The 20,882-nt window shown below is 66.7% G+C and carries 22 protein-coding genes and 1 tRNA gene; 10 read left to right on the top strand and 13 right to left on the bottom strand.

Features of this window, described 5'->3' with window-relative positions; translation table 11 throughout:
- Positions 1 to 4: 4 nt before the first annotated feature.
- The 4 genes from FL625_RS08510 to FL625_RS08495 all read right to left on the bottom strand — a co-directional run bounded on the left by FL625_RS08510 (position 5) and on the right by FL625_RS08495 (position 3,720).
- Positions 5 to 1,396: a type II and III secretion system protein family protein gene (locus tag FL625_RS08510; RefSeq protein ID WP_149588230.1), complete on the bottom strand. Its 1,392-nt coding sequence runs from the start codon at positions 1,394 to 1,396 to the stop codon at positions 5 to 7.
- 211 nt (positions 1,397 to 1,607) lie between these two features.
- Entirely contained in the window at positions 1,608 to 2,468 is an 861-nt protein-coding gene (gene cpaB, locus FL625_RS08505; RefSeq protein WP_149588229.1) for a Flp pilus assembly protein CpaB, read from the bottom strand.
- A gap of 380 nt (positions 2,469 to 2,848) precedes the next feature.
- Positions 2,849 to 3,058 (bottom strand): Flp family type IVb pilin, encoded by a 210-nt coding sequence (locus tag FL625_RS08500; RefSeq protein WP_149588228.1) that lies wholly within the window; start codon positions 3,056 to 3,058, stop codon positions 2,849 to 2,851.
- Positions 3,059 to 3,504: 446 nt separating this feature from the next.
- Positions 3,505 to 3,720: a hypothetical protein gene (locus FL625_RS08495; RefSeq protein WP_149588227.1), complete on the bottom strand. Its 216-nt coding sequence runs from the start codon at positions 3,718 to 3,720 to the stop codon at positions 3,505 to 3,507.
- 352 nt (positions 3,721 to 4,072) lie between these two features.
- Here FL625_RS08495 and FL625_RS08490 point away from each other — a divergent pair, with 352 nt between their 5' ends.
- Positions 4,073 to 4,921, top strand: coding sequence for a lytic transglycosylase domain-containing protein (locus tag FL625_RS08490; RefSeq protein WP_149588226.1), 849 nt, complete (start codon positions 4,073 to 4,075; stop codon positions 4,919 to 4,921).
- Positions 4,922 to 4,970: 49 nt separating this feature from the next.
- Here the strand turns inward: FL625_RS08490 and FL625_RS08485 are convergent, their stop codons facing one another.
- Together FL625_RS08485 and FL625_RS08480 are read right to left on the bottom strand one after the other, a co-directional pair.
- A complete protein-coding gene (locus tag FL625_RS08485) occupies positions 4,971 to 5,615 on the bottom strand; it encodes a 3-oxoacid CoA-transferase subunit B (RefSeq protein WP_149588225.1) in 645 nt (214 codons plus the stop codon).
- Complete coding sequence (locus FL625_RS08480; RefSeq protein ID WP_149588224.1) at positions 5,615 to 6,319, bottom strand: CoA transferase subunit A; 705 nt, start codon at positions 6,317 to 6,319, stop codon at positions 5,615 to 5,617. Before FL625_RS08480 ends, FL625_RS08485 begins: the two co-directional genes overlap by 1 nt.
- A 110-nt stretch (positions 6,320 to 6,429) precedes the next feature.
- Here FL625_RS08480 and FL625_RS08475 point away from each other — a divergent pair, with 110 nt between their 5' ends.
- Complete coding sequence (locus FL625_RS08475; RefSeq protein WP_149588223.1) at positions 6,430 to 6,990, top strand: LuxR C-terminal-related transcriptional regulator; 561 nt, start codon at positions 6,430 to 6,432, stop codon at positions 6,988 to 6,990.
- Between the two features lie 60 nt (positions 6,991 to 7,050).
- Positions 7,051 to 7,136: transfer RNA gene (locus FL625_RS08470), tRNA-Leu, on the top strand.
- A 55-nt stretch (positions 7,137 to 7,191) separates the two neighbouring features.
- On the opposite strand, the gene katG is transcribed toward FL625_RS08470, so the two are convergent.
- Complete coding sequence (gene katG / locus FL625_RS08465; protein ID WP_149588222.1) at positions 7,192 to 9,360, bottom strand: catalase/peroxidase HPI; 2,169 nt, start codon at positions 9,358 to 9,360, stop codon at positions 7,192 to 7,194.
- A 163-nt stretch (positions 9,361 to 9,523) separates the two neighbouring features.
- On the opposite strand from katG, the gene FL625_RS08460 reads away from it, so the two are divergent.
- From FL625_RS08460 to FL625_RS08435, 6 genes are all read left to right on the top strand, one after another.
- Complete coding sequence (locus FL625_RS08460; protein WP_149588221.1) at positions 9,524 to 10,474, top strand: hydrogen peroxide-inducible genes activator; 951 nt, start codon at positions 9,524 to 9,526, stop codon at positions 10,472 to 10,474.
- Positions 10,475 to 10,505: 31 nt separating this feature from the next.
- Positions 10,506 to 10,871, top strand: coding sequence for a hypothetical protein (locus FL625_RS08455; protein ID WP_149588220.1), 366 nt, complete (start codon positions 10,506 to 10,508; stop codon positions 10,869 to 10,871).
- Positions 10,872 to 10,965: 94 nt separating this feature from the next.
- Positions 10,966 to 12,345, top strand: coding sequence for a PepSY-associated TM helix domain-containing protein (locus FL625_RS08450; protein ID WP_149588219.1), 1,380 nt, complete (start codon positions 10,966 to 10,968; stop codon positions 12,343 to 12,345).
- Between the two features lie 118 nt (positions 12,346 to 12,463).
- A complete protein-coding gene (locus tag FL625_RS08445) occupies positions 12,464 to 12,967 on the top strand; it encodes a copper chaperone PCu(A)C (RefSeq protein WP_149588218.1) in 504 nt (167 codons plus the stop codon).
- A gap of 58 nt (positions 12,968 to 13,025) precedes the next feature.
- Complete coding sequence (locus FL625_RS08440; protein WP_149588217.1) at positions 13,026 to 13,526, top strand: SAM-dependent methyltransferase; 501 nt, start codon at positions 13,026 to 13,028, stop codon at positions 13,524 to 13,526.
- Between the two features lie 63 nt (positions 13,527 to 13,589).
- A complete protein-coding gene (locus FL625_RS08435; protein WP_149588216.1) occupies positions 13,590 to 14,798 on the top strand; it encodes an NAD(P)/FAD-dependent oxidoreductase in 1,209 nt (402 codons plus the stop codon).
- 5 nt (positions 14,799 to 14,803) lie between these two features.
- On the opposite strand, the gene FL625_RS18075 is transcribed toward FL625_RS08435, so the two are convergent.
- The 6 genes from FL625_RS18075 to FL625_RS08410 all read right to left on the bottom strand — a co-directional run bounded on the left by FL625_RS18075 (position 14,804) and on the right by FL625_RS08410 (position 19,698).
- Entirely contained in the window at positions 14,804 to 14,959 is a 156-nt protein-coding gene (locus FL625_RS18075; protein WP_160147756.1) for a hypothetical protein, read from the bottom strand.
- 223 nt (positions 14,960 to 15,182) lie between these two features.
- Positions 15,183 to 16,901 (bottom strand): methionine--tRNA ligase, encoded by a 1,719-nt coding sequence (gene metG, locus FL625_RS08430; RefSeq protein ID WP_149588215.1) that lies wholly within the window; start codon positions 16,899 to 16,901, stop codon positions 15,183 to 15,185.
- 97 nt (positions 16,902 to 16,998) lie between these two features.
- A complete protein-coding gene (locus FL625_RS08425) occupies positions 16,999 to 17,538 on the bottom strand; it encodes a cytochrome b (protein WP_149588214.1) in 540 nt (179 codons plus the stop codon).
- Between the two features lies 1 nt (position 17,539).
- Positions 17,540 to 18,109, bottom strand: a complete 570-nt coding sequence (locus FL625_RS08420) for a YceI family protein (RefSeq protein ID WP_149588213.1) — start codon at positions 18,107 to 18,109, stop codon at positions 17,540 to 17,542.
- Positions 18,110 to 18,192: 83 nt separating this feature from the next.
- Positions 18,193 to 18,945 carry an SDR family NAD(P)-dependent oxidoreductase gene (locus FL625_RS08415; protein ID WP_149588212.1) on the bottom strand — a complete coding sequence of 251 codons (753 nt, stop codon included), beginning with the start codon at positions 18,943 to 18,945 and terminating at the stop codon, positions 18,193 to 18,195.
- A 114-nt stretch (positions 18,946 to 19,059) separates the two neighbouring features.
- Positions 19,060 to 19,698 (bottom strand): ImuA family protein, encoded by a 639-nt coding sequence (locus FL625_RS08410; protein WP_149588211.1) that lies wholly within the window; start codon positions 19,696 to 19,698, stop codon positions 19,060 to 19,062.
- 98 nt (positions 19,699 to 19,796) lie between these two features.
- Here FL625_RS08410 and FL625_RS08405 point away from each other — a divergent pair, with 98 nt between their 5' ends.
- Positions 19,797 to 20,837 (top strand): aldo/keto reductase, encoded by a 1,041-nt coding sequence (locus tag FL625_RS08405; protein WP_149588210.1) that lies wholly within the window; start codon positions 19,797 to 19,799, stop codon positions 20,835 to 20,837.
- Positions 20,838 to 20,882 lie beyond the last annotated feature (45 nt).

Here is a 20,882-nt window from a genome sequence, read left to right as displayed (position 1 = left end):
CGCCTTACTCCATCACATAGCCGTAGGACGAGCTGAAATCCTGCCGAGCCACTTCGGCAGCGGCACCGCGCTTCGGCCCCTTCGCCACATCACCGAACAGGAACAGTTCGCGTTCGGTCGGGATGCGGACCCGGTCGGTCGGCAGCGCCAGGGCGGCACCGGCCACCGGGCTGACGAGATGCGGCGTGACGATGATGACCAGTTCGGTCTGCGCCCGCTGGTATTCCGACGAGCGGAACAGCGCGCCAAGGATCGGAACGTCGCCGATCCACGGCAACTGGGTGTTCAGGTCGCGGAAGTCGTCCTGCAGCAGGCCTGCGATTGCAAAGCTTTCGCCGTCGCGCATTTCCACCGTGGTGGAGGTTTCGCGCCGCTTGAAGGCGTCGATGTTGAAACCGGACACCGTGATACCGTTGGCCGGGTCGATCGAGGATACCGCGGCGCTGATCGAGAGGTTGATGATGTCCTGATCAACGACCACCGGGGTGAAGTTCAGTTCCACACCGAAGGGCTTGAACTCGACCGTTACCGCGTTGTTGTCCTGCGCCACCGGAACCGGGTATTCGCCGCCGGCGAGGAACTTGGCTTCCTGGCCGGACAGCGCGGTGAGGTTGGGTTCCGCCAGTGTGCGGACCATGCCCTTGGATTCCAGCGCCTCGAGCAGGACCTCGAATTCTAGGCCGCCGATCCCGCCACCGAAGGCGATACCGCCCGCGACGTTCTCGCGCAGGCTCAGCGCGCCGCCGATGCTGTTGCCGGTTCCGAGATAGGTGCCGGTTTCGCCGCGCAGGCTTCCGCCGTCGCGAATGGCAAGCGACGAGGACAGGTTCTTCGAGACGGTCCGGTTCACTTCGGCGAAGCGGACCTTCAGCATGACCTGTTGCGTGCCGCCGACCACCATCAGGTTCGACACCCGGTCAGGCGCGTAGCGGTTGGCAAGATCGAGCGCCCGGTCGAGCTTGGCGGTCGAGGAGACCTGGCCCGACAGCACGATGCCGTCATTGGCGGTGCGGACCTCGATGTTCTCGCCCGGGAGGATCTGTTGCAGCCGCTCCTTGAATTCGGCGATGTCGGGGGTGACGTGGACATCGACGTTGGAGATCAGTTGCCCATCCGGCGACAAAAGCGTGAGCGTGGTGCGCCCGGGGGCCTTGCCGAGGACGTAGATCGACTTGTCGGACAGCGTCGAGATGTCGGCGATGCCGGGGTTTGCGATCGACAGTTCCGCGAAGGGAACGTCGCTTTCGACGACAACGGCCCGGTTCATCGGAACGTTGAGTGCGTTGGAAGCCTGACCCTGCATCACGCGCAGGACTTCGGCCGAGACCGGCGTCAGCGCCGTCGATGCGAGACACGCACCAAGATAGCCTGCAACCAGGAGTCGTTTCATGTTCATGTGATCTGCCCTTTCGACCACGCCTCGTTTGGGTCTTGAACGCCCTTGTGTGCAGGCAGCATGCCACAAGCCGGCTTTTTTGCAAGAATCAATGATTTGAGCGATGTTCTTGATGTGGGCAAACTGCAACAGGTCGCAACGGATTGAAAAATGGAAAGGGCGCGGCCCCAGATCATGTGGCCGCGCCCCTGCTTTCCGATCGGTCCCCGCGCTAGTTCGAGCAGGGGATCTCGATATCGGTTTCGATCACCTGGCCGCCGCTGCGCTGCTTGGCGTAGCACTTCTTGACTTCAGGCTCGACAACCTCGGGGGCAACAACTTCCTCGACGATCCCGAGCATGGCCTTGGTGTTGGTTTCCACAGTTCCCTCAACGGTTTCGCTGGCATCTCGCGCAAGCGACAGGGTCAGTCGTCCGGTCGCCTGGGCCTGAGCAAGACGCGCAACCTGTTCCGGGGTCGCGGCGACTGTGACCGTCTGGGCAACAGTGTCCGAGGTCACCTGCCCCTCGTTGATGGCATTGTCCACCGCGATCACCAGGACCGCGCTTTCGATCTGGCGGGTGATGCCGCCTTCGACACCCGGGACGTTGCCGGTCCACAGGATGTCGATGTAGTCGTCAGGCTTCACGAAGTTCGAGATCCCCGAATTGGTCCCGACCTTGATCGCGAAGGCGCGCTTGCCCTTCTCCAGCTTGGAGGTCAGGTTCGCCAGCTCTCCCGGCTCGGTGACGCGGCTTGCGAGGACCGGCTCGAAGGCCTCGGTCGAGCGCATGATGTAGCGAGGGCCCTTGGCGTTCTCGGGGAAAAGCACGGCCTTGTCGCGGAAGATCGTCTCAGGCAGGCTCTTCTCCGGCCAGTAGATGGCGACGACATCGTCCTCGGCCAGCGGGTCGCCGTATTTCTTGGGCTTGGCGAAGACAAAGACCTCGACCAGCTTGCCGGCTTTGGCGTTGAAGGCCTGCTCCTTCCGCAGGGCGGCTTCAAGATCGGCCATATAGCCCTGGATCATGTAGACCGCCACGCCGGCCAGAGCCATGCCGACGACAAGGACCAACGCGAATACTGCTCTCATTTCTACCTCTGGTGTTCTGGGCGCGACCGCAGGTCATCTGCGGCGGCACACAAGGCTGTTACGGTGGCGGGCCCAACCCGGCAAGACACGGGTCCGGCACCCGCGACCCGAATGGAGGCGGCGCGGTCATGCCATGCCTTGCTGACAGTGCTCGGCGGTGTGCCGCATTGCCGATCGGCCGTCATCTGCCTGATTCCATTTCCCTGGCCAAGAAGTCTCCTGTGTGACCTTGACCGTTGAATGCGGCGAAAATTTAGCATTGTTCGGGCATCAATACCGCGATGGGTGTCCTACTGTTTCCAGCGGCTCCGGATGCTGCGGCCTGACAACAGAAAGGCCGCGCCTGGACGAGGCGCGGCCCGAGCGATGTGCGGAAAGACTTACTGGGTGCAGCCGAGAGCGTTGTCTGCGGTCATGCACGCCTCGGCGTTGCCGAGTTCGGTGCTGATGGCTTCGGCCAGGTTCGACACGGCCGGGCGGACCCAGGAGAAGATCAGGAGGCCGAGGCCCACGACGGCGGCGGTCAGAACAACCCAGTCAACGGTCACGGCACCGGATTCGTCTTTCAGGAAGGCGGAAAACTTGGTCATCGTCTTGTCCCTTTCTAAGGCATGCATCTGTGTCTCAACCGTTCCGTTCGTGGCTTTCGCTGTTGCCTCCGCCGTTCGGTATGAAGCCATTTGGCGGGTCAATCATGGCAAGAGTTTGGACTGCATGTGCTATTTCTGGGCCGACGCGAAAAGTTCGCGGGGTTTCAGGCAGGCGTCGGCATGGCCCGGCAAATCCCGCATCAGTGTCGCCCGGATCTGCGCGGACGCAGCTTCACCGTGCGCATGCTGGCCTCGGGCGAGTTGCAAAGCAGCCGCGTTGACAGTCCTGCGCATGTTCAACCCGCAACTCGGGCAGGGCGCGGTGGGTGAGGACGGACCCGGCTTGTGCGGCGTGCCTGAACGGCGACTGCCCTTGCATCCGGCGAAAAAAGGAAAAGGCCGCGCTTCTTCCGAAGCGCGGCCAGCATTCCAGCGGAATTCAGCGATCAGGGGGTGCCGCTGCCAGCGCCAGCGCCGCTGCTGGTCATGGTTTCCTGAGCGTTGCCGAGCTCGGTGTTGATCGCTTCGGCCAGGTTCGACACGGCCGGGCGGACCCACGAGAAGATCAGGAGGCCGAGGCCCACGACGGCGGCGGTCAGAACCACCCAGTCAACGGTCACGGCGCCGGCTTCGTCTTTCAGGAAAGCGGAGAACTTGGTCATTTGTCTGGTCCTTTGCTAAGGTGTCTACTGTTACGTCAACCGCTTCGAGTTTGCTGCATCCTGCGGCGTCGTCGTTCGGTATGACCTGATATAGCCCCCCAAAAATGGCAGCAGTTTGGACGAGATCAGCAGAATTTCGGTCATGTGAAGATTTCTGCCGGTTTCTGCGCAAGATCCTGAAATTAAACAAAAAAATTCTTAGCAGTCTGTTCACCTTTGCATGCTAGGGCGTGGTTTTTCGGTCAAATCGGGCAGAATTGCCATGATTGGTCGGGAAAAGTTCTGGCCAGACCCGCCCGATGCTGCGATTCTGCCGGCAAAACAACGAGGCGAGCAGGCCCCGACCATGCCGATGACAAGACCGGGAATCGCCGCGATTCTCTGCACGGCCCTGAGCTGCGCGGCGCAGGCGGACGACTACACGTTCAAGCGGGTGAAGGTGAGCGATGCCGTGCCGGGCAAGCGCATCACCGTGCAGATCGATCCGGAGGAGCAGGCCCGATATCTTGCGGCCCTGCCGAAGGTGGAACCTAACCCCGTGCGCCGCGTGGAGGAAGATCCGCCCGTCGAGCGATCAGATATCGAACCCGGCCCGGCGCCGGCTTCGTCCTATGCCTGGTACTGGGACAAGGTTCCCGCCGGAATCAACGACAGGGCAGACCGATTCGAGCTGGCCCTGGCGTCGCTGTCGCAGGGGCCAGGCGGCGAGACGGTCCGTGCGCCGCGGCTGCAGCACTTGCAGGAGGTGTCCAAGGAATACGGCAAGGACATCCTGCGCGCGACGCTGGACACGAAGGTTTCGCCGGCCCTGGTGCTGGCGGTGATCGGCATCGAAAGCGCAGGCAATGCCGACGCGGTCAGCCATGCGGGGGCGGTCGGCCTGATGCAGTTGATCCCCGCCACGGCCGAACGCTTCGGCGTGAAGGACTCCACCGATCCAGTGCAGAACATCAGGGGCGGGGTGGCCTATCTGGACTGGCTGCTGAAGGAGTTCGACTACGATCCGGTCCTTGCCTTGGCGGCCTACAATGCCGGCGAAGGGGCGGTGCGCGCCAACGGCGGTGTCCCGCCCTATGCCGAGACGCGGGACTATGTGCCCAAGGTGCTCGCGGCCTGGCAGGTGGCGCAGGGGCTGTGCGTCAGCCCGCCGATGCTGGTCACCGACCCCTGCATCTTCCGCACCGACATGGCCGGGCTGTAGGGTCGGGGCGCGCACGAGCCGCGCCCCGGTCCTGCAACTGCCAGAGCGATCAGCCGACGATGGTCGCCTCGGTGGCGGCGCGGAGTTCCTCTTCCGTGACGCCCGGGGCAAGCTCGACGATGTGCAGCCCCTTGTGCCCCACATCCAGCACGCCCAGGTTGGTGATGATGCGGTCCACCACGCCCTTGCCCGTCAGGGGAAGCGTGCAGGATTTCAAGACCTTGGACTCGCCGTGCTTGGAGGTGTGGTCCATGACGACGACCACGCGGCCGACGCCCGCGACCAGGTCCATCGCCCCGCCCATGCCCTTGACGAGCTTCCCCGGAATCATCCAGTTCGCCAGGTCGCCGTTTTCGGCCACTTCCATCGCGCCGAGGATCGCCATGGCGATCTTGCCGCCGCGGATCATGGCGAAAGAGGTCGCCGAATCGAAATAGGCGGTCTGCGGCAGTTCGGTGATCGTCTGCTTTCCGGCGTTGATGAGGTCTGGGTCTTCCTCGCCCTCGTAGGGGAAGGGGCCCATGCCAAGCATCCCGTTTTCGGACTGCAGGGTCACGTTCACGCCTTCGGGGATGTAGTTCGCCACCAGGGTCGGGATCCCGATCCCGAGGTTCACATACATGCCGTCACGCAGTTCCTGCGCCGCGCGTGCGGCCATGCCATTGCGGTCCCAGCCTTTGGTTGCCTCGGCCATCACACGGCCTCCTTCTTGCGAACGGTGCGGTTCTCGATCCGCTTTTCATGCGGGCCGGAGATGATCCGGTGAACGTAGATCCCCGGCAGGTGGATGTGATCGGGATCGAGGCTGCCGAGCGGCACGATCTCCTCGACCTCGGCGACACAGACACGGCCGCAGGTGGCGGCGGGGACGTTGAAGTTGCGCGCCGTCTTGCGGAACACGAGGTTGCCCGAGGGGTCTGCCTTCCACGCCTTCACGATCGACAGATCGGCCACGATTCCGCGTTCGAGGATGTAGGTCTTGCCGTCGAATTCGTGGTGCTCCTTGCCCTCGGCGATGACCGTGCCGACGCCGGTCGCGGTGTAGAAGCCGGGAATTCCCGCGCCGCCCGCCCGCATCCGCTCGGCCAGGGTGCCTTGCGGGTTGAATTCCAGCTCAAGTTCGCCCGAGAGATACTGGCGCATGAATTCGGCGTTCTCGCCCACATAGGACGAGATCATCTTCTTGATCTGCCGGGTTTCCAGCAGGACGCCGAGGCCGAAGCCATCGACGCCTGCGTTGTTCGAGGCGACGGTCAGGCCCTTCACGCCGCTGTCGCGGATCGCGGCGATCAGCAGTTCGGGGATGCCGCAGAGGCCGAAGCCACCGCTGGCGATCAGCATGCCATCGTGCAGAAGCCCGTCGAGGGCGGCGGCGGCGCTCGGATAGACCTTGTTCATTCTGGTTCCTCCCGTGTCCGCAAGGGGAGATCGGACTGCCGCGATCCTGAAAGATTGCGAAGGGGGCCACCATCCGTAAGAATACGTAGGAATCTACGTAGAGGGCGGCGATGCGTGACTATGAGCGTCTGGCCTTTCAACAGGGCCCGGACGCAACTCTGATCCTGGCGGATCGGGTGATCCTGCGGGCCTCCCTCCGGGTGGAGGCCGTGTTCGGCTGGACGCCGCGCGATCTGGAAGGGCAGTCGATCCGGCTGCTGTATCCTACCGAGACCGACTATGAGGTGATCGGCGAACGCGCGCGGAGGGCGATGCTGGAAAGCCGGGTCTATCGCGACGAACGCTTCATGCGGCGCAAGGATGGGCAGGTGGTCTGGATGGAGGGACACGGCGCGGCGCTGGATCCCGAGGATCCGCAGCGGCTGGCTGTCTGGACCTATAGGCCGCTGGAGGCGGCGGTCGGGGGCGCGGGCCAACTGACGCAGACGGAAAGGCGGATTGCCCGGTATCTTGTGAACGGCTTCACCTCGAAAGAGATCGCCCAGGCCCTGGGATCCTCGCACCGCACGGTCGAGGTGCACCGGGCGAACATGATCCGCAAGGCCGGGGTCAGGAACAGCTTCGAGCTGGTGGGCTGGCTGCTGTCGGCGACAAGTCCGACCGGCAAGTGAGGCCGGCAGGCCAGAAGGCGATTCCCCTTTGTGCGGTATGGGGTTAAGGTCGCCCGCGCCGCCCGCGTGGTGGAATGGTAGACACCGGGGACTTAAAATCCCCTGGCTGCAAGGCCGTGCCGGTTCGAGTCCGGCCGCGGGCACCAGCAAAAGCGAACGGCCCGGCAATCCGCCGGGCCGTTGCCGTTTCGGGATTCCGGATCACGCGCGCAGGTCGAAGCGGTCGGCTTCCATGACCTTGGTCCAGGCGGCCACGAAATCGCGCACGAACTTTTCGGCATTGTCGTCCTGGGCATAGACCTCGGCATAGGCGCGCAGGATCGAGTTCGAGCCGAACACCAGGTCCGCCCGCGTCGCCGTCCACTTCACGGCGCCGGTCTTGCGGTCCTGCAGCTCGTAGAGGTTCGTCCCCTTCGGCACCCATTTCCAGGCCATGTCGGTCAGGTTGACGAAGAAGTCGTTCGTCAGCGCACCGACGCGGTCGGTGAAGACACCATGCGCCGTGCCGCCATGGTTGGTGCCCATTGCCCGCATGCCGCCGACGAGGCAGGTCATTTCGACCGCGGTCAGGCCCATCAGCTGCGCCCGGTCGAGCATCAGCTCTTCGGCGGTGACGACATAGTCCTTCTTCATCCAGTTGCGGAAGCCGTCGGCGACGGGTTCCAGGACCGAGAAGCTGTCGGCATCGGTCTGCTCTGCGGTCGCGTCGCCGCGGCCGGGGTGGAAGGGCACGGTCACGTCGAAGCCCGCGGCCTTGGCCGCCTGTTCGACACCGACGTTGCCCGCCAGCACGATCACGTCGGCCACCGAAGCGCCGGCCTCTTTCGCGATGGGTTCCAGCACCGACAGGACGCGGGCCAGCCGCGCGGGCTCGTTGCCTTCCCAGTCCTTCTGCGGAGCAAGCCGGATGCGGGCGCCGTTCGCGCCGCCCCGGTTGTCAGAGCCGCGGAAGGTGCGCGCCGAATCCCAGGCGGTGGCGACCATGTCCGAGATGGAGAGGCCGGAGGCCGCGATCTTCGCCTTGACCGCCGCCACGTCCCAGCCGGTCGGGCCCTGCGGCACCGGATCCTGCCAGATCAGGTCTTCCTGCGGCACCCAGGGGCCGAGGTAACGGACCTTCGGCCCCATGTCGCGATGGGTCAGCTTGAACCAGGCGCGGGCGAAGGCGTCGCTGAACGCCGCCTGATCCTTGGCGAAGCGTTCGGAGATCTCGCGATAGACCGGGTCCATCTTCATCGCCATGTCGGCGTCGGTCATCATCGGCATGCGGCGGATCGTGGGGTCTTCCACATCGACCGGCATGTCCTCTTCCTTGATGCCGATGGGCTGCCACTGCCAGGCGCCGGCGGGCGATTTCACCAGTTCCCAGTCGTAGTTCAGGAGCAGGTGGAAATAGCCGCCGTCCCACTTGGTCGGGTGGGTGGTCCAGGCGCCCTCGATGCCCGAGGTCACGGTGTCGCGGCCGATCGAACGGGTCTTGTGGTTCATCCAGCCCAGGCCCTGTTCGGAGATGTCGGCGCCTTCAGGCTCCGGGCCGAGATTGGCCGCGCTGCCGTTGCCGTGCGCCTTGCCGACCGTATGGCCGCCGGCGGTCAGCGCGACGGTTTCCTCGTCGTTCATCGCCATCCGCGCGAAGGTCTCGCGCACGTCCTGGGCCGTCTTCAGCGGGTCGGGCTGGCCATTCACGCCTTCGGGGTTCACGTAGATCAGGCCCATGACCACGGCCGCCAGCGGGTTTTCCAGGCTGGTGCGGTCTTCCTTGGTCGGGTAGCGCTCGTCCTTCAGCCATTCCTTTTCCGACCCCCACCAGGTGTCCTTTTCTGGGTGCCAGATGTCCTCGCGCCCGAAGCCGAAGCCGAAGGTCTTCAGACCCATGGATTCGTAGGCCACGGTCCCGGCCAGAACCATCAGGTCGGCCCAGGACAGGCGGTTGCCGTATTTCTTCTTGATCGGCCACAGAAGGCGGCGGGCCTTGTCGAGGTTGGCGTTGTCGGGCCAGGAGTTGAGCGGAGCGAAGCGGTGGTTGCCGGTGCCCGCACCGCCGCGGCCGTCGGCCATGCGGTAGGTGCCGGCAGCGTGCCAGGACATGCGGATGAAGAGCCCGCCGTAATGGCCCCAGTCGGCCGGCCACCAGTCCTTGCTGTCGGTCATCAGGGCGATCAGGTCCCGCTTCAGCGCCTCGAAGTCCAGCTTCTTGACCTCTTCCCGATAGTTGAAGCCGGTCAAGGGGTTAACCTTGGTGTCATGCTGGTGCAGGATGTCGAGGTTCAGCGACTTCGGCCACCAGTCCATCACCGACATGCCGGTTTCGGTGATCGCGCCATGCATGACCGGGCACTTGCCCGAGCGTCCAATGTCATTGCCGTCCATCTTGCTCTCCTCGTCTTGCTGGAATCAGGCTTAAAACGCTGCGACCGACCCGATCGGACCCGACCGGGCAACGACTCGCCGCGCTTCGTTCATGTCTCATCGGTAGCACTCATGACTGATAATAGGAATTTTCATTTTCCTATCGAGGCGATATGCAAAACATATGACAAAGATCACCATGAAGCATTTGCGCTATTTCGACGCGCTGGCCCGGCATCGGCATTTCGGGCGGGCGGCGGAGGCCTCGGCGATCTCGCAGCCCGCGTTGTCGCTGCAGGTCAAGGAGCTGGAGGAAATCCTTGGCGCGCCGCTGGTGGAGCGGGGGGCGCGGCAGATCACGCTGACCCGGCTGGGCGAGGATTTCGCGCTGCGGGCGCGGGACGTGCTGCGCTCGGTGGACGAACTGGCGTCGCTGGCCCGGGCCGCGACGGGGCCGCTGTCGGGGCGGCTGCGGCTGGGGGTGATTCCCACGGTGGCGCCCTATCTCCTGCCCCGGCTGATGCGCGAGCTGGCCGGCCGCTTTCCCGACATCGACCTGCGCCCGCGCGAGGCGGTGACGCCCAAGCTGGTGCGCGACCTGCACGAGGGCCGGCTGGACCTGGCGATGCTGGCGCTGCCGGTGTCGGAGCCGTCGCTGGTGGAACATGCGCTGTTCGACGAGGAATTCCTGCTGGTGCGCCATGCCGCGGCGGCGGGTCTGCCGGTCCCGCCCCTGACCGAACTGCCGCAGGCGCCGCTCCTGCTGCTGGAGGAGGGGCATTGCTTCCGGGACCAGGCGATCGCGGTCTGCAAGCTGGCGCCGGGCGGGCCGGGCGAGAGGGCGGGCGAGATCATGGAGGGATCCTCGCTGTCCACGCTGGTGCAGATGGTGGGGGCGGGTATCGGGGTGACACTGATCCCGGAAATGGCGGCCGAGGTCGAGGGCCGCTCGGCGCCGGTGGTGCTGCACCGCCTTCCCGAGCCGCGTCCCGGGCGGCGGATCGGGCTGGTCTGGCGGCGGTCGAACCCTTTGTCCGACCGCTATGTGGACCTTGCCGAGGGCCTCGCGGCGGGATTGCGGTCGGAAGCCATGCCGCATCAAACGGTCGCAGCCGAAGCGCGCGGGACCGATTGACGACGTCCGCTCGCTGAGTCATGACGGGGCCATGCTGGCGCAGACGCTGATCCGCGCGCACCGCATGGTGCTGCTTGCCCTGGTCACGGTGGCCCTCGTGGCGACCGGGTTCGCGCATCGCATGCCCGCCCCCTCGGACGAGGCTCTGGCCTTCCTGATCGCCAACGGCGCGACGCCGGCCGACTTCTGCGCCGACGACCTGGACGGGGACGGCGCGCGCGATCCGCATTGCCTCGCCTGCCAGATCGCCGGATCGGCCGACCTGCCGCCCCCGGCGCAGATGCGGATCGACCTGGAACTGGCCTTCCACGCCGCGGTCATCGCCCCGCTGGAAACCCGTGCCCTGACCCGGGCGCGCGACCCGGCGCACCGACCCCAGGGCCCGCCCGTCGCCTGAGCGCGGCGTCCGGCCTTCCCCACGCCGCCTTTCCGTGCCGCCCGCGAGGCCCCTGCGGCCCCGCGGTACCTTCACGCATTGCAAAGGCAGACCCATGTCCACAGCTTCCGACACCGACAGCGCGCGGCCCGTGAACCGGCTCTATTTCGCCGTCTGGCGCTGGCATTTCTACGCCGGTCTCTATGTCATCCCCTTCCTGCTGATGCTGGCCGTGACCGGCCTCGTCATGCTCTGGATCAGCTCCACCAGCGAACTCCACGGCAAGCGTGCCCGCATCCAGCCGGGCGCCGCGCCGCTGCCGGTCAGCCAGTTGCAGGTCGCGGCAGAGGCCGCCGTGCCGGGCGCCCATGCCGTGCAGTACATCGCGCCGATGGGCCCCGACCGGGTGGCCGCCTTCGCCGTGGCCAGCGGAGACGAAAGGACCGGCGTCACGCTGAACCCCTATACCGGCGAGGTGGTCGAGACCTTCCCCTGGGCCGGCTGGTACGACCTGGCCAGCGACATCCACGGCACGCTGCTGATCGGCGATCTGGGCGACCGGCTGATCGAGGCGGCGGCGAGCCTTGGCCTGTTGCTGATCGCGACCGGCCTCTACCTGCACTGGCCCCGCAACGGCGCAGGATGGCGGCAGGCGCTGACCCCGCGGCGCGAGGGCGGACGCGGCTTCTGGAAGGCGCTGCACGGGGCGGTCGGGCTGTGGATCAGCCTGATCCTCGTGGTCTTCCTGGTCTCGGGCCTGAGCTGGGCCGGCATCTGGGGCGGCAAGTTCGTGCAGGCCTGGAACACCTTTCCCGCCGAGAAATGGGAGGCGCCCCTGTCGGATGCCACGCACGCCAGCCTGAACCACGGCGCGGCCAGGGAGGTGCCCTGGACGCTGGAGCAGACGCCGCTGCCGGCCTCGGGCAGTCTGGCCGGGACGGCGGCGATCGTCGGGCCCGTCACCATCGACAGCGTGACGGCCTTTGCCGACAGCCTGGGCTTCGACCGGCGCTACCAGCTGAACCTGCCGGACGGCGAGACGGGCGTCTGGACCATAAGCCATGACAGCATGTCGAACGACGGCCCCGATCCCTCGGCCGACCGGACGATCCATATCGACCGTTACACCGGCAATGTCCTGGCGGATGTGCGCTATGCGGACTATTCGGCCTATGCCAAGGCCATGGCCTGGGGCATCGCCTTCCACGAGGGCGACCTGGGCGCCTGGAACCTGGCGCTGAACACGGCCTTCTGCCTGGCGTTGATCCTGGTCTCGGTCTCGGGGCTGGTGATGTGGCTCAAGCGCAGGCCGGCGGGCGTCCGGCTGGGCGCGCCGCCGCGGCCGGCGGAGATTCCCTATGCCAAGGGCGCGCTTCTGGTCACGCTCGCCCTGGCGCTGGCCTTCCCGATGCTGGGGCTGACGCTGCTGGCGGTCATCCTGCTGGACCTCGCGGTCCTGTCCGCCCTGCCGCCCCTGAAGCGGATGGTGGGCTGATGCATCCCGTGGCCCGAGCCGCGGGAGGCGTCCCGCGATCCCTCTCGGGCCGGAACTGGCCCTGCGCGGCCGCGCGCCGCGCAGGGCCCCTTTTCCCTTTCAAACCGGAGAGAACACCATGAAACCTATCCTGTCCCTTGTCGCCGCTCTTGTCCTGGCTGCCCCCGTCCTGGCCCATGAGATCACGGCGGGCGATCTGCAGATCATCCACCCCTACATTCCCCAGCCCGCCGCCAGCGCCAAGGCGGCCGGCGGCTTCATGGCGATCGTCAACAACGGCACCGAGGCCGACCGGCTGATCGGCGTCGAATCCGACATGGCGATGAAGTCGGAAGTGCACGAAAGCAAGGTCGATGCGAATGGCGTCGGCACCATGACCCATGTCGAGTTCATCGAGATCCCGCCCGGGCAGACCGTGAACCTGGAGCGCGGCGGCTATCATGTCATGTTCATGGGGCTGAAGGAAAACCTGACCGAAGGCGAGATGCGCAAGGCCACGCTGATCTTCGAGAAGGCCGGCCCGGTCGAGGTCGAGTTCCAGATCGAGGCGCCGATGGGCATGGGCGACATGGGGCAGTCCGGCATGGACCATTCGCAGATGGGCCACGGTTCGGGCGGCTGAGCCTTGCGCCGGGGGCTTTTGCGCCGCAGCATGCGGCAGGATGGCGGAGGCCCCCGGAATGACTGACACCCCTGCGGATCGGCCCGCGCGGCCGGGCGAGGTTGCGCTGGGCTTCGACCCGGCGCTTGCAGCCGATGACGCGCGGCTGGGCTTCATCGGCCGGCTGCGCAGCCCCTGGTCGCGCGGCAACTGCCCGAAGAACCTGCGCGCGGCGCGGGAGGCGGGCGGGGAGTTCAGGGTGGAGATCGACCCGCCGTTCCGTCCCGGTCTGGCCGGTCTGACGGCGGGGCAGGCGGTGATCCTGCTTTACTGGACGGGCGGGGCGCGGCGCGACCGCATCGTGCTGCATCCCGACCATCGGGCAGAGCCGACGGGGGTCTTCGCGCTGCGCGCGCCCAGCCGGCCGAATCCGGTCGCGATCGGGGTGGTGCGGATTCTGGACATCGATGTCGGGGCGGGCGTCCTGACCGTCGATGCGCTGGATGCCTTCGACGGCACGCCTCTTCTGGACATCAAGCCCTGGCTTCCCTCGGTCGATGTCCCGCCCGGCCCCGGCTGACGGCGGATTTACCCCGCCTGCGCCCTGCGCTAGACCAGACGCCAGGGCGAAAGGCGGGCGAAGATGCAGGGATTTCGGACGGAACCGAGGCATGACAGTTATGACGTGGTCATCATCGGCGGGGCGATCATGGGATCTTCCACCGCCTGGTGGCTGACCGAGCTGGGCTTTCCCGGTCGCGTGCTGGTGATCGAACGCGACCCCAGCTATGCGAAGGCGGCGACGGCGCTGAGCTTTTCCTGCATCCGCCAGCAGTTTTCCACCGAGCTGAACATCCGCATCTCGCAGTTCGGGGCCGAGTTCGTGCAGTCCTTGCGCGCGCGGATGGGGGGCGACGAGCGGGTGCCGGAGCTGAAGATCCAGAACTTCGGCTATCTCTACCTGGCCGACAGCGAGGAGTTCGCCCGCGTGCTGCGCACCAATCAGGCGGTTCAGGCAGCAGCGGGGGCGGGGACGCGGCTGCTGTCAAGGGATCAGATCGCGGCGGAATTCCCGTTCATGACGGTGGACGATCTGGTCCTCGGCAGCCTGAACACGCGGGACGAGGGCTATTTCGACGGCTACACCGTCTTCGACTGGTTCCGCCGCAAGGCGCGCGAGCGGGGGGTGGAGTATCTGGCCGACGAGGTGACGGGGCTGGACGTTTCGGGCGCGCGGATAACGGGGGTGCGGCTGGCCTCGGGGCGCCGGGTCGGTTGCGGGATGGTGGTCAATGCCGCGGGGACGCGCGGGGCCAAGGTCGCGGCCATGGCGGGGATCGCGATCCCGATCGAGCCGCGCAAGCGGTTCAACTGGGTGCTCCAGGCGGAACGACCGCTGGACCGGCCCTTGCCCTTGACCATCGACCCCACGGGCGCCTTCGTGCGCGAGGTGGGGGGCGGCACCTACATGGCGGGCGGCCATGCCGAGGTGGACCCGGCGGTGGATTTCGACGACTTCACCATGGACCCCGATCTGTGGCTGGATCACATCTGGCCCGCCATCGCTACCCGGATCCCGGCGTTCGAGGCGGTGAAGGTGGTCAACGAATGGGCCGGGCAGTACGACTACAACCTTCTGGACCAGAACGCGATCACCGGGCCGCACCCTGAGGTGACGAACTTCCTGTTCCTGAACGGCTTTTCCGGCCACGGCCTGCAACAGTCGCCCGCCATGGGGCGGGCGACGGCCGAGTGGATCCTGCATGGGGACTACCGTGCGCTGGACCTGCGGCCGTTCCACTATGACCGCATCGCCGAAGGACGGGCGATGGTCGAGGCGGCGGTGATCTGAGGGCGCTACTCGGTGTGCAGAAGGGCGGTCGGGGACTGGACGGCGAAGATGTCCTTGGGCGCGAAAACGAAGACCAGGACACCCACATACACGGCAAGGAACAGGGCAACGGCGGCATAGTTTCTGGCGGGACGCCTTCGCGTCGGCAGAACTTGTGTCATCTCGGCTCTCCTTGACTGGGCAGACAGTCTGGCAGCGGTCCGATCGGGCAGCGAGTCGGGTCCGATGTGGAAACAATACCACCATGGCGTGTGGTGTGGCGCCCTAAGTTTTCGGGCTCGGCGGAATTCTGTCCCTGATCTGGCCGCCAAAGGCGGAAAACCGCCCGTCAGATGGCGGTTTCTGCGGGTGCGAACGAAATCTGTTCTGCCCTGCGGCGCGACCTCAGGCGCGGATGCCGGAGAAGCGCGCCTGCCAGTCGGCGCGCTCCTCGTCGGTGATCTTGCGGAAGAGGTTCTCGGGCACGGTGAAGGCATGGCCGGGAGCCAGGGTCCGCATCGCGGTCGAGGTGTCTTCCGGCCAGGTCCAGTCCTCGGACCCCACGGCCTGCATCATCGTCGCGGCGGCGTCGGGGATGAAGGGCGCCGAGAGCACGGCATAGACCCGGATCAGGTTCAGCGCCAGGCGGACGATGGCCTGGGCCTGGTCCGGGTCGGTCTTGACCACCGACCAGGGCGCGGCCGATTGCAGGTATTCGTTGCCGATGACCCAGATCGCGCGCAACTCGGCGGCGGCCTTGCGCACCTCCATCTCCTGCATGAAGCGGGTGTAGTCGGCGATCCGCGCACCGAGATCGGCGATCAGCGCGGTCTCGAGCGGGCCGAACTGGCCCCCCGCCGGCACTTCGTTGCCAAATTTCGAGACGGCGAACTTGGTGACGCGCGAGACAAGGTTGCCGAGCACATCGGCAAGATCCTTGTTCACGCTGGTCTGGAAGTTTTCCCAGGTGAATTCGCTATCCGAGGATTCCGGCGCATGCGACAGAAGCCACCAGCGCCAGTAATCGGCGGGCAGGATCGACAGCGCCTGGTCCATGAACACGCCGCGGCCCTGGGAGGTCGAGAACTGGCCGCCGTCATAGTTGAGGTAGTTGAAGGACTTGAGATAATCGACCAGCTTCCACGGCTCGCCCGAGCCGAGGATCGTGGCGGGGAAGGACAGGGTGTGGAAGGGCACGTTGTCCTTGCCCATGAACTGGTAATAGATCACGTCGGACGCCCCCTTGTCGGTGCGCCACCAGCGTTCCCAGGCGGCATCGTCCAGCCCGTGCGCATCGGCCCATTCAGCGGTGCCGGCGATGTACTCGATGGGGGCGTCGAACCAGACGTAGAAGACCTTGCCCTCCATCCCGGGCCAGGGCTGGTCGCCCTTCCTGACCGGGATGCCCCAGTAGAGGTCGCGGGTGATGCCGCGATCCTGCAAGCCGTCGCCGTCGTTGAGCCACTTCTTCGCAATCGAGGTGGTCAGGATCGGCCAGTCGGTCTTGCTGTCGATCCAGGCCTCGAGCTTGTCCTTCAGCGCGCGCTGCTTGAGGTAGAGGTGCTTTGTCTCGCGGACTTCCAGGTTGGTGGAGCCCGAGATCGAGGAGCGCGGGTTGATGAGGTCGGTGGGATCGAGCTGCTTGGTGCAGTTCTCGCACTGGTCGCCGCGGGCGGCCTCATAACCGCAGTTCGGGCAGGTGCCGGTGATGTAGCGGTCGGGCAGGAAGCGGTTGTCGTCGATGGAAAATATCTGCTTTTCCACCACTTCCTCAATGAAGCCGTTCTCGGCCAGCTTGCCCGCGAAATGCTGGGTAAGGCGATGGTTGCGCTGGCTGGATGACCGGCCGAAATGGTCGAACGACAGGCGGAAGCCTTCGGCCAGCTTCTTCTGCACCTCGTGCATCTCGGCGCAATATTCCTCGACCGGTTTCCCGGCCTTGGCGGCGGCGAGTTCCGCCGGGGTGCCGTGTTCGTCGGTGGCGCAGATGAACATGACCTCGTGCCCCATCGCCCGGTTGAAGCGGGCGAAAAGGTCGGCGGGCAACTGGGAGCCGACGAGGTTGCCCAGATGCTTGATGCCGTTGATGTAGGGAATGGCCGAAGTGATGAGGATGCGTGCCATGTCTGCGCCTTCCTTGAGTCCGGCGCTGATGTATCGCAACCGGGCGCAAAGGGCCAGCGGTGGGGCGCCCAAGAATTTTCGGCGAAAATTCTTGGGGTCAGGCCCGACCCTTCAGCATGCGGGTCAGGGTGCCGTCGCCCGCCATCTCGCGCCTGAAGGCGCCGAGCATGTGGATCGTGACAAAGGCCATCAGGAGTTTCGTCAGGATGTCGTGCAGGCGGAACCAGAAGGCCTCGGCGGCTTCGGAGGGTTCGACGAGGGCGGGGACGGTCCAGCGGTCGGCGATCATCACGTCGATGCCTGTGGCGGAACTGCCGGCCCAGCCGGTCAGCGGGATGGCAAGGAGAAGGGCGTAGATCGCCCAGTGCGCGGCGCGGGCGGCCCAGAAGGCGGGCCCGCGCGGGCCGAGCGGCGGGGGCGGCGGGCTGACGAGATGCCAGCCGATGCGGGCAAGGATCAGGGCGAGGACGGCGAAGCCCAGCGTCTTGTGCAGGCCGTAAAGCCAGAGCGTGGACAGGCCGGGTTCCAGATCGGCGATGCGCAGGCCAAGCGCAAGCTGGGCGATGACCAGAAGCATCGTCCCCCAGTGCAGGACCCGGGTGACAAGGCCGAACTCGGCGGGGCCGTTCTTCAGCATGTCAGCCCTGGGCGTCGATGCGGGCGGTGATGAGGATGCGCACCTCGTCGCCCACCATGTCCGACCAGCCCGTCGCGCCGAAGTCCGAGCGGTTGACCTTGCCGGACAGCCTGACGGTCAGATGGTCCAGTGCGTCCGGCGCGCTGCCCTTCGGGCGGGACAGGCGGGCCTGCAGCGTGACCCGCTTCGTCACCCCGCGGATGGTCAGGTCGCCGGTGACCTCGGCCGCGTCGCCGGCGCCCTTGACCGAGGTCGAGGTGAAGGTCATCCGGGGATGCGCCCGCGCGTCCAGCACCTTTGACCCCTTCAGGGCCTGGGCGGCGAAGGGAAAGCTCGCCTGTGCGCCCGTCACGTCGAGGGCCACATCCACTGTGCAGTTCCTGACATTGGCGAAGTCGAGCCTGAGATCGGCCCTTTCGAGCGGGATGGAGCCGGTGATGAGGTCCGGGCCGAAGTCGGTCTCGAAGGCGACGGTCGAGGCGGCGGGGTCCATCCTGTAGGCGACGGTCCCTGCCTGAAGCGCCGGGGCAAGCCCGAGGGCGATCAGGGCGACGAGTGCAAGGCGGCGCATGGATATCCCCCCGGTGCTCAGTTCGATGCTAGCACCAGAGGGGGATCGGCCTATTCAACCTGTCGTGCGCAGCCTTGTCGGCGTCATTGGGCGCAGTAGCCGCCGTCCACCAGATGATAGCTGCCGGTGATGAAGCTCGCACGGTCGGACAAGAGGTACTGCGTGAGATCCGCCACCTCTTCCGGGCGGCCGAGGCGGCCGATGGGATGGGCGCCGACCAGCGCCTCTTTCGCGCTGGGTGGCAGCGCGCCGAGAAGGGGCGTGTCGATGAAGGCCGGACCGATCGCGTTCACGCGGATGCCCCGGGCCGAATATTCCAGCGCGGCGGCGCGGGTCAGGCCAAGGAGGGCGTGCTTGGCCGCCGTGTAGGCCGAGGCATTGGCGAAACCGACGGAGCCCAGGATCGAGGCGATGTTGACGATGGCCCCGCCGCCGGCCTCGAGCATCCGGGGGATGGCGTAGCGCATGCCGTAGAAGACGCCGTTGAGGTTCACGTCCAGCACCCGGTGCCAGCCGTCGAGGGGGTATTCCCCGGTGGGCAGGAGCGGGCCGCCGATCCCGGCGTTGTTGACCAGAAGCTGCAGGCCGCCGCCCCAGGCGACGGCTTCGGCGACAAGGCCTTCGACGGTGGGCGCATCGGCCACGTCGCCGCCCGTGGCGCGCGCCTGTCCGCCGGCCTGGGCGATGGCTTCGGCGACACGCTGGGCGGCGTCGCGGTTCAGGTCCTGGACGAGGACCCGGGCGCCGCTGGCGGCAAGGCCCCTGGCGATGGCCTCGCCGATGCCCGAGCCCGCGCCGGTGACGAGGGCGGTCTTGCCGGGGAAGGTGATGTCCATGGTCGGTCCTCCGTTCTGTCTGGGATGCGGGGAGGATGGCATGGATGGCCCGGTCGGTCCCTGATCCGTGTCAGGCCTGCGCGCGCATGGCGCGGGTTCCGCGAGGACCGGGGATCAGACCTCTGCCAGGGGGCTGGGCTCCAGCGTTTCGCTGCCGGGGCCGAGGCGCAGCGACCAGCTGGCGGGCGGCAGGAGACGGGCGCGCAGGCGGGTGAGGGTGAAGCTGTCCTCCTCCCACCACAGAAGCGCGCGGCTGGGGGCGGGGGCCATGTGCCAGCGGCTTTCCACCCCCTGCGCCCCGCCCCGGCCGGGCAGGAGGATCAGGCCCAGCGGTGCCGGCCCCCCCTCGCGCCGGGCGGCCTCGGATCCGGCCCCGGCGGCCAGGTGCAGGCGGCGGGTGGGGGTCAGGGCGGGGGGTGCCAGGAGTTCGGCCACGACCAGCGGGGCGGCGCCCGAGCGCAGCGCCTCTTCCGCGGCCCAGAGCAGGCCCTCGTCCCGGTCGGCCTGCACCAGGATCAGCCGGGCCGGATCGGCCAGCGGCTGCAACCCGGCCGCGTTCAGCCGTTCGGGCAGCCAGCCGGGGCGGATCCAGACCACGGGACCCCGGGTCTTGCCCACGATCCGCGCGGCCAGCTGGATCCGCGAGGGCCCGCACAGCTCATGCACCCGGCCCCGGCGCAGGGTCAGCGCGCCGAACAGGGGGTGCAGGTCGCGGGCCGGATCGGCGGCCTGGTGCTGGATGGGCAGACTCATGCGGAAAAGGTAGAATGTTCGCGTAATGTTCTCAAGTCCGGGCCTTTGCCCTGTTGCCGAACCGCCCTAGCCTTGTGGCAACGAAAAGGAATCCCCCGATGCAGAAGCTGACCCTGGGCAAGACCGGCCTGACCGTTTCCGAACTGTGCCTCGGCACCATGACCTGGGGCACCCAGAACACCGAGGCCGAGGGGCATGCCCAGGCCGACATGGCGGTGGACCATGGCGTGACCTTCTGGGACACGGCCGAGATGTATCCGGTGAACCCGGTCCGGGCCGAAACCGTGGGCCGGACCGAGGAGATCATCGGCAGCTGGCTGGCCAGCCGGGGCGGCCGCGACCGGCTGGTGATCGCGACCAAGGTCGCCGGCAAGGGCCAGATCATCCGTCCGGGAGAGCCCACCACCGGCGCCACGCTGCGCGCGGCCTGCGAGGCGAGCCTCCGCCGCCTGCAGACCGACTACATCGACCTTTACCAGCTGCACTGGCCGAACCGGGGCAGCTATCACTTCCGCCAGTCCTGGAGCTATGCGCCGACCGGAATCGACAAGGTCGCCGAGACGGCGCAGATGACCGACTTCCTGACTACGGCACAGGCGCTGGTGGCAGAGGGCAAGGTCCGCGCCTTCGGCCTGTCGAACGAGACCGTCTGGGGCGCGGCGCGCTGGCTGCACCTGGCCGACACGCTGGGCCTGCCGCGCATGGCCACGGTGCAGAACGAATATTCCCTGCTGTGCCGGCAGTTCGACACCGACTGGGCGGAACTGTCCATCGTCGAGGACATGCCGCTTCTTGCCTTCTCGCCCCTGGCCACGGGGCTCCTGTCGGGCAAATATGCCGGGGACGTGATCCCCGACGGCTCGCGCCGCAGCCTGAACCCGGACCTGTCGGGGCGGATCACGCCGCGGGTGTTTCCGGCGGTGGCGGCCTATCTGGGGATCGCGGCGCGGCATGGGCTCGACCCCTGCCAGATGGCGATTGCCTTCTGCCGGACGCGGCCCTTCACCACGATCCCGATCATCGGGGCGACGACGCTGGACCAGCTGCGCACCAATATCGGCGCGGCTGCGGTCACATTGTCGCGAGAGGTGATGGACGAGATAGCGGAAACCCACCGGGCCCACCCCGCACCCTACTGACGGGACTTGCGGCGCGGGGCGGTTCGGGGCACTTCTTCCCGCGAA

This window comes from Tabrizicola flagellatus (assembly GCF_008271465.1).
Classification (GTDB): domain Bacteria; phylum Pseudomonadota; class Alphaproteobacteria; order Rhodobacterales; family Rhodobacteraceae; genus Tabrizicola; species Tabrizicola flagellata.
This window is presented reverse-complemented; position numbering and strand designations above follow the sequence as displayed.

What these genes read in the sequence shown, in the direction of transcription:
- FL625_RS08510 (WP_149588230.1), bottom strand. Translation starts at nt 1,396, where the DNA reads ATGAACATGAAACGACTCCTGGTTGCAGGCTATCTTGGTGCGTGTCTC.
- cpaB (WP_149588229.1), bottom strand. Translation starts at nt 2,468, where the DNA reads ATGAGAGCAGTATTCGCGTTGGTCCTTGTCGTCGGCATGGCTCTGGCC.
- FL625_RS08500 (WP_149588228.1), bottom strand. Translation starts at nt 3,058, where the DNA reads ATGACCAAGTTTTCCGCCTTCCTGAAAGACGAATCCGGTGCCGTGACC.
- FL625_RS08495 (WP_149588227.1), bottom strand. Translation starts at nt 3,720, where the DNA reads ATGACCAAGTTCTCCGCTTTCCTGAAAGACGAAGCCGGCGCCGTGACC.
- FL625_RS08490 (WP_149588226.1), top strand. Translation starts at nt 4,073, where the DNA reads ATGACAAGACCGGGAATCGCCGCGATTCTCTGCACGGCCCTGAGCTGC.
- FL625_RS08485 (WP_149588225.1), bottom strand. Translation starts at nt 5,615, where the DNA reads ATGGCCGAGGCAACCAAAGGCTGGGACCGCAATGGCATGGCCGCACGC.
- FL625_RS08480 (WP_149588224.1), bottom strand. Translation starts at nt 6,319, where the DNA reads ATGAACAAGGTCTATCCGAGCGCCGCCGCCGCCCTCGACGGGCTTCTG.
- FL625_RS08475 (WP_149588223.1), top strand. Translation starts at nt 6,430, where the DNA reads ATGCGTGACTATGAGCGTCTGGCCTTTCAACAGGGCCCGGACGCAACT.
- katG (WP_149588222.1), bottom strand. Translation starts at nt 9,360, where the DNA reads ATGGACGGCAATGACATTGGACGCTCGGGCAAGTGCCCGGTCATGCAT.
- FL625_RS08460 (WP_149588221.1), top strand. Translation starts at nt 9,524, where the DNA reads ATGACAAAGATCACCATGAAGCATTTGCGCTATTTCGACGCGCTGGCC.
- FL625_RS08455 (WP_149588220.1), top strand. Translation starts at nt 10,506, where the DNA reads ATGCTGGCGCAGACGCTGATCCGCGCGCACCGCATGGTGCTGCTTGCC.
- FL625_RS08450 (WP_149588219.1), top strand. Translation starts at nt 10,966, where the DNA reads ATGTCCACAGCTTCCGACACCGACAGCGCGCGGCCCGTGAACCGGCTC.
- FL625_RS08445 (WP_149588218.1), top strand. Translation starts at nt 12,464, where the DNA reads ATGAAACCTATCCTGTCCCTTGTCGCCGCTCTTGTCCTGGCTGCCCCC.
- FL625_RS08440 (WP_149588217.1), top strand. Translation starts at nt 13,026, where the DNA reads ATGACTGACACCCCTGCGGATCGGCCCGCGCGGCCGGGCGAGGTTGCG.
- FL625_RS08435 (WP_149588216.1), top strand. Translation starts at nt 13,590, where the DNA reads ATGCAGGGATTTCGGACGGAACCGAGGCATGACAGTTATGACGTGGTC.
- FL625_RS18075 (WP_160147756.1), bottom strand. Translation starts at nt 14,959, where the DNA reads ATGACACAAGTTCTGCCGACGCGAAGGCGTCCCGCCAGAAACTATGCC.
- metG (WP_149588215.1), bottom strand. Translation starts at nt 16,901, where the DNA reads ATGGCACGCATCCTCATCACTTCGGCCATTCCCTACATCAACGGCATC.
- FL625_RS08425 (WP_149588214.1), bottom strand. Translation starts at nt 17,538, where the DNA reads ATGCTGAAGAACGGCCCCGCCGAGTTCGGCCTTGTCACCCGGGTCCTG.
- FL625_RS08420 (WP_149588213.1), bottom strand. Translation starts at nt 18,109, where the DNA reads ATGCGCCGCCTTGCACTCGTCGCCCTGATCGCCCTCGGGCTTGCCCCG.
- FL625_RS08415 (WP_149588212.1), bottom strand. Translation starts at nt 18,945, where the DNA reads ATGGACATCACCTTCCCCGGCAAGACCGCCCTCGTCACCGGCGCGGGC.
- FL625_RS08410 (WP_149588211.1), bottom strand. Translation starts at nt 19,698, where the DNA reads ATGAGTCTGCCCATCCAGCACCAGGCCGCCGATCCGGCCCGCGACCTG.
- FL625_RS08405 (WP_149588210.1), top strand. Translation starts at nt 19,797, where the DNA reads ATGCAGAAGCTGACCCTGGGCAAGACCGGCCTGACCGTTTCCGAACTG.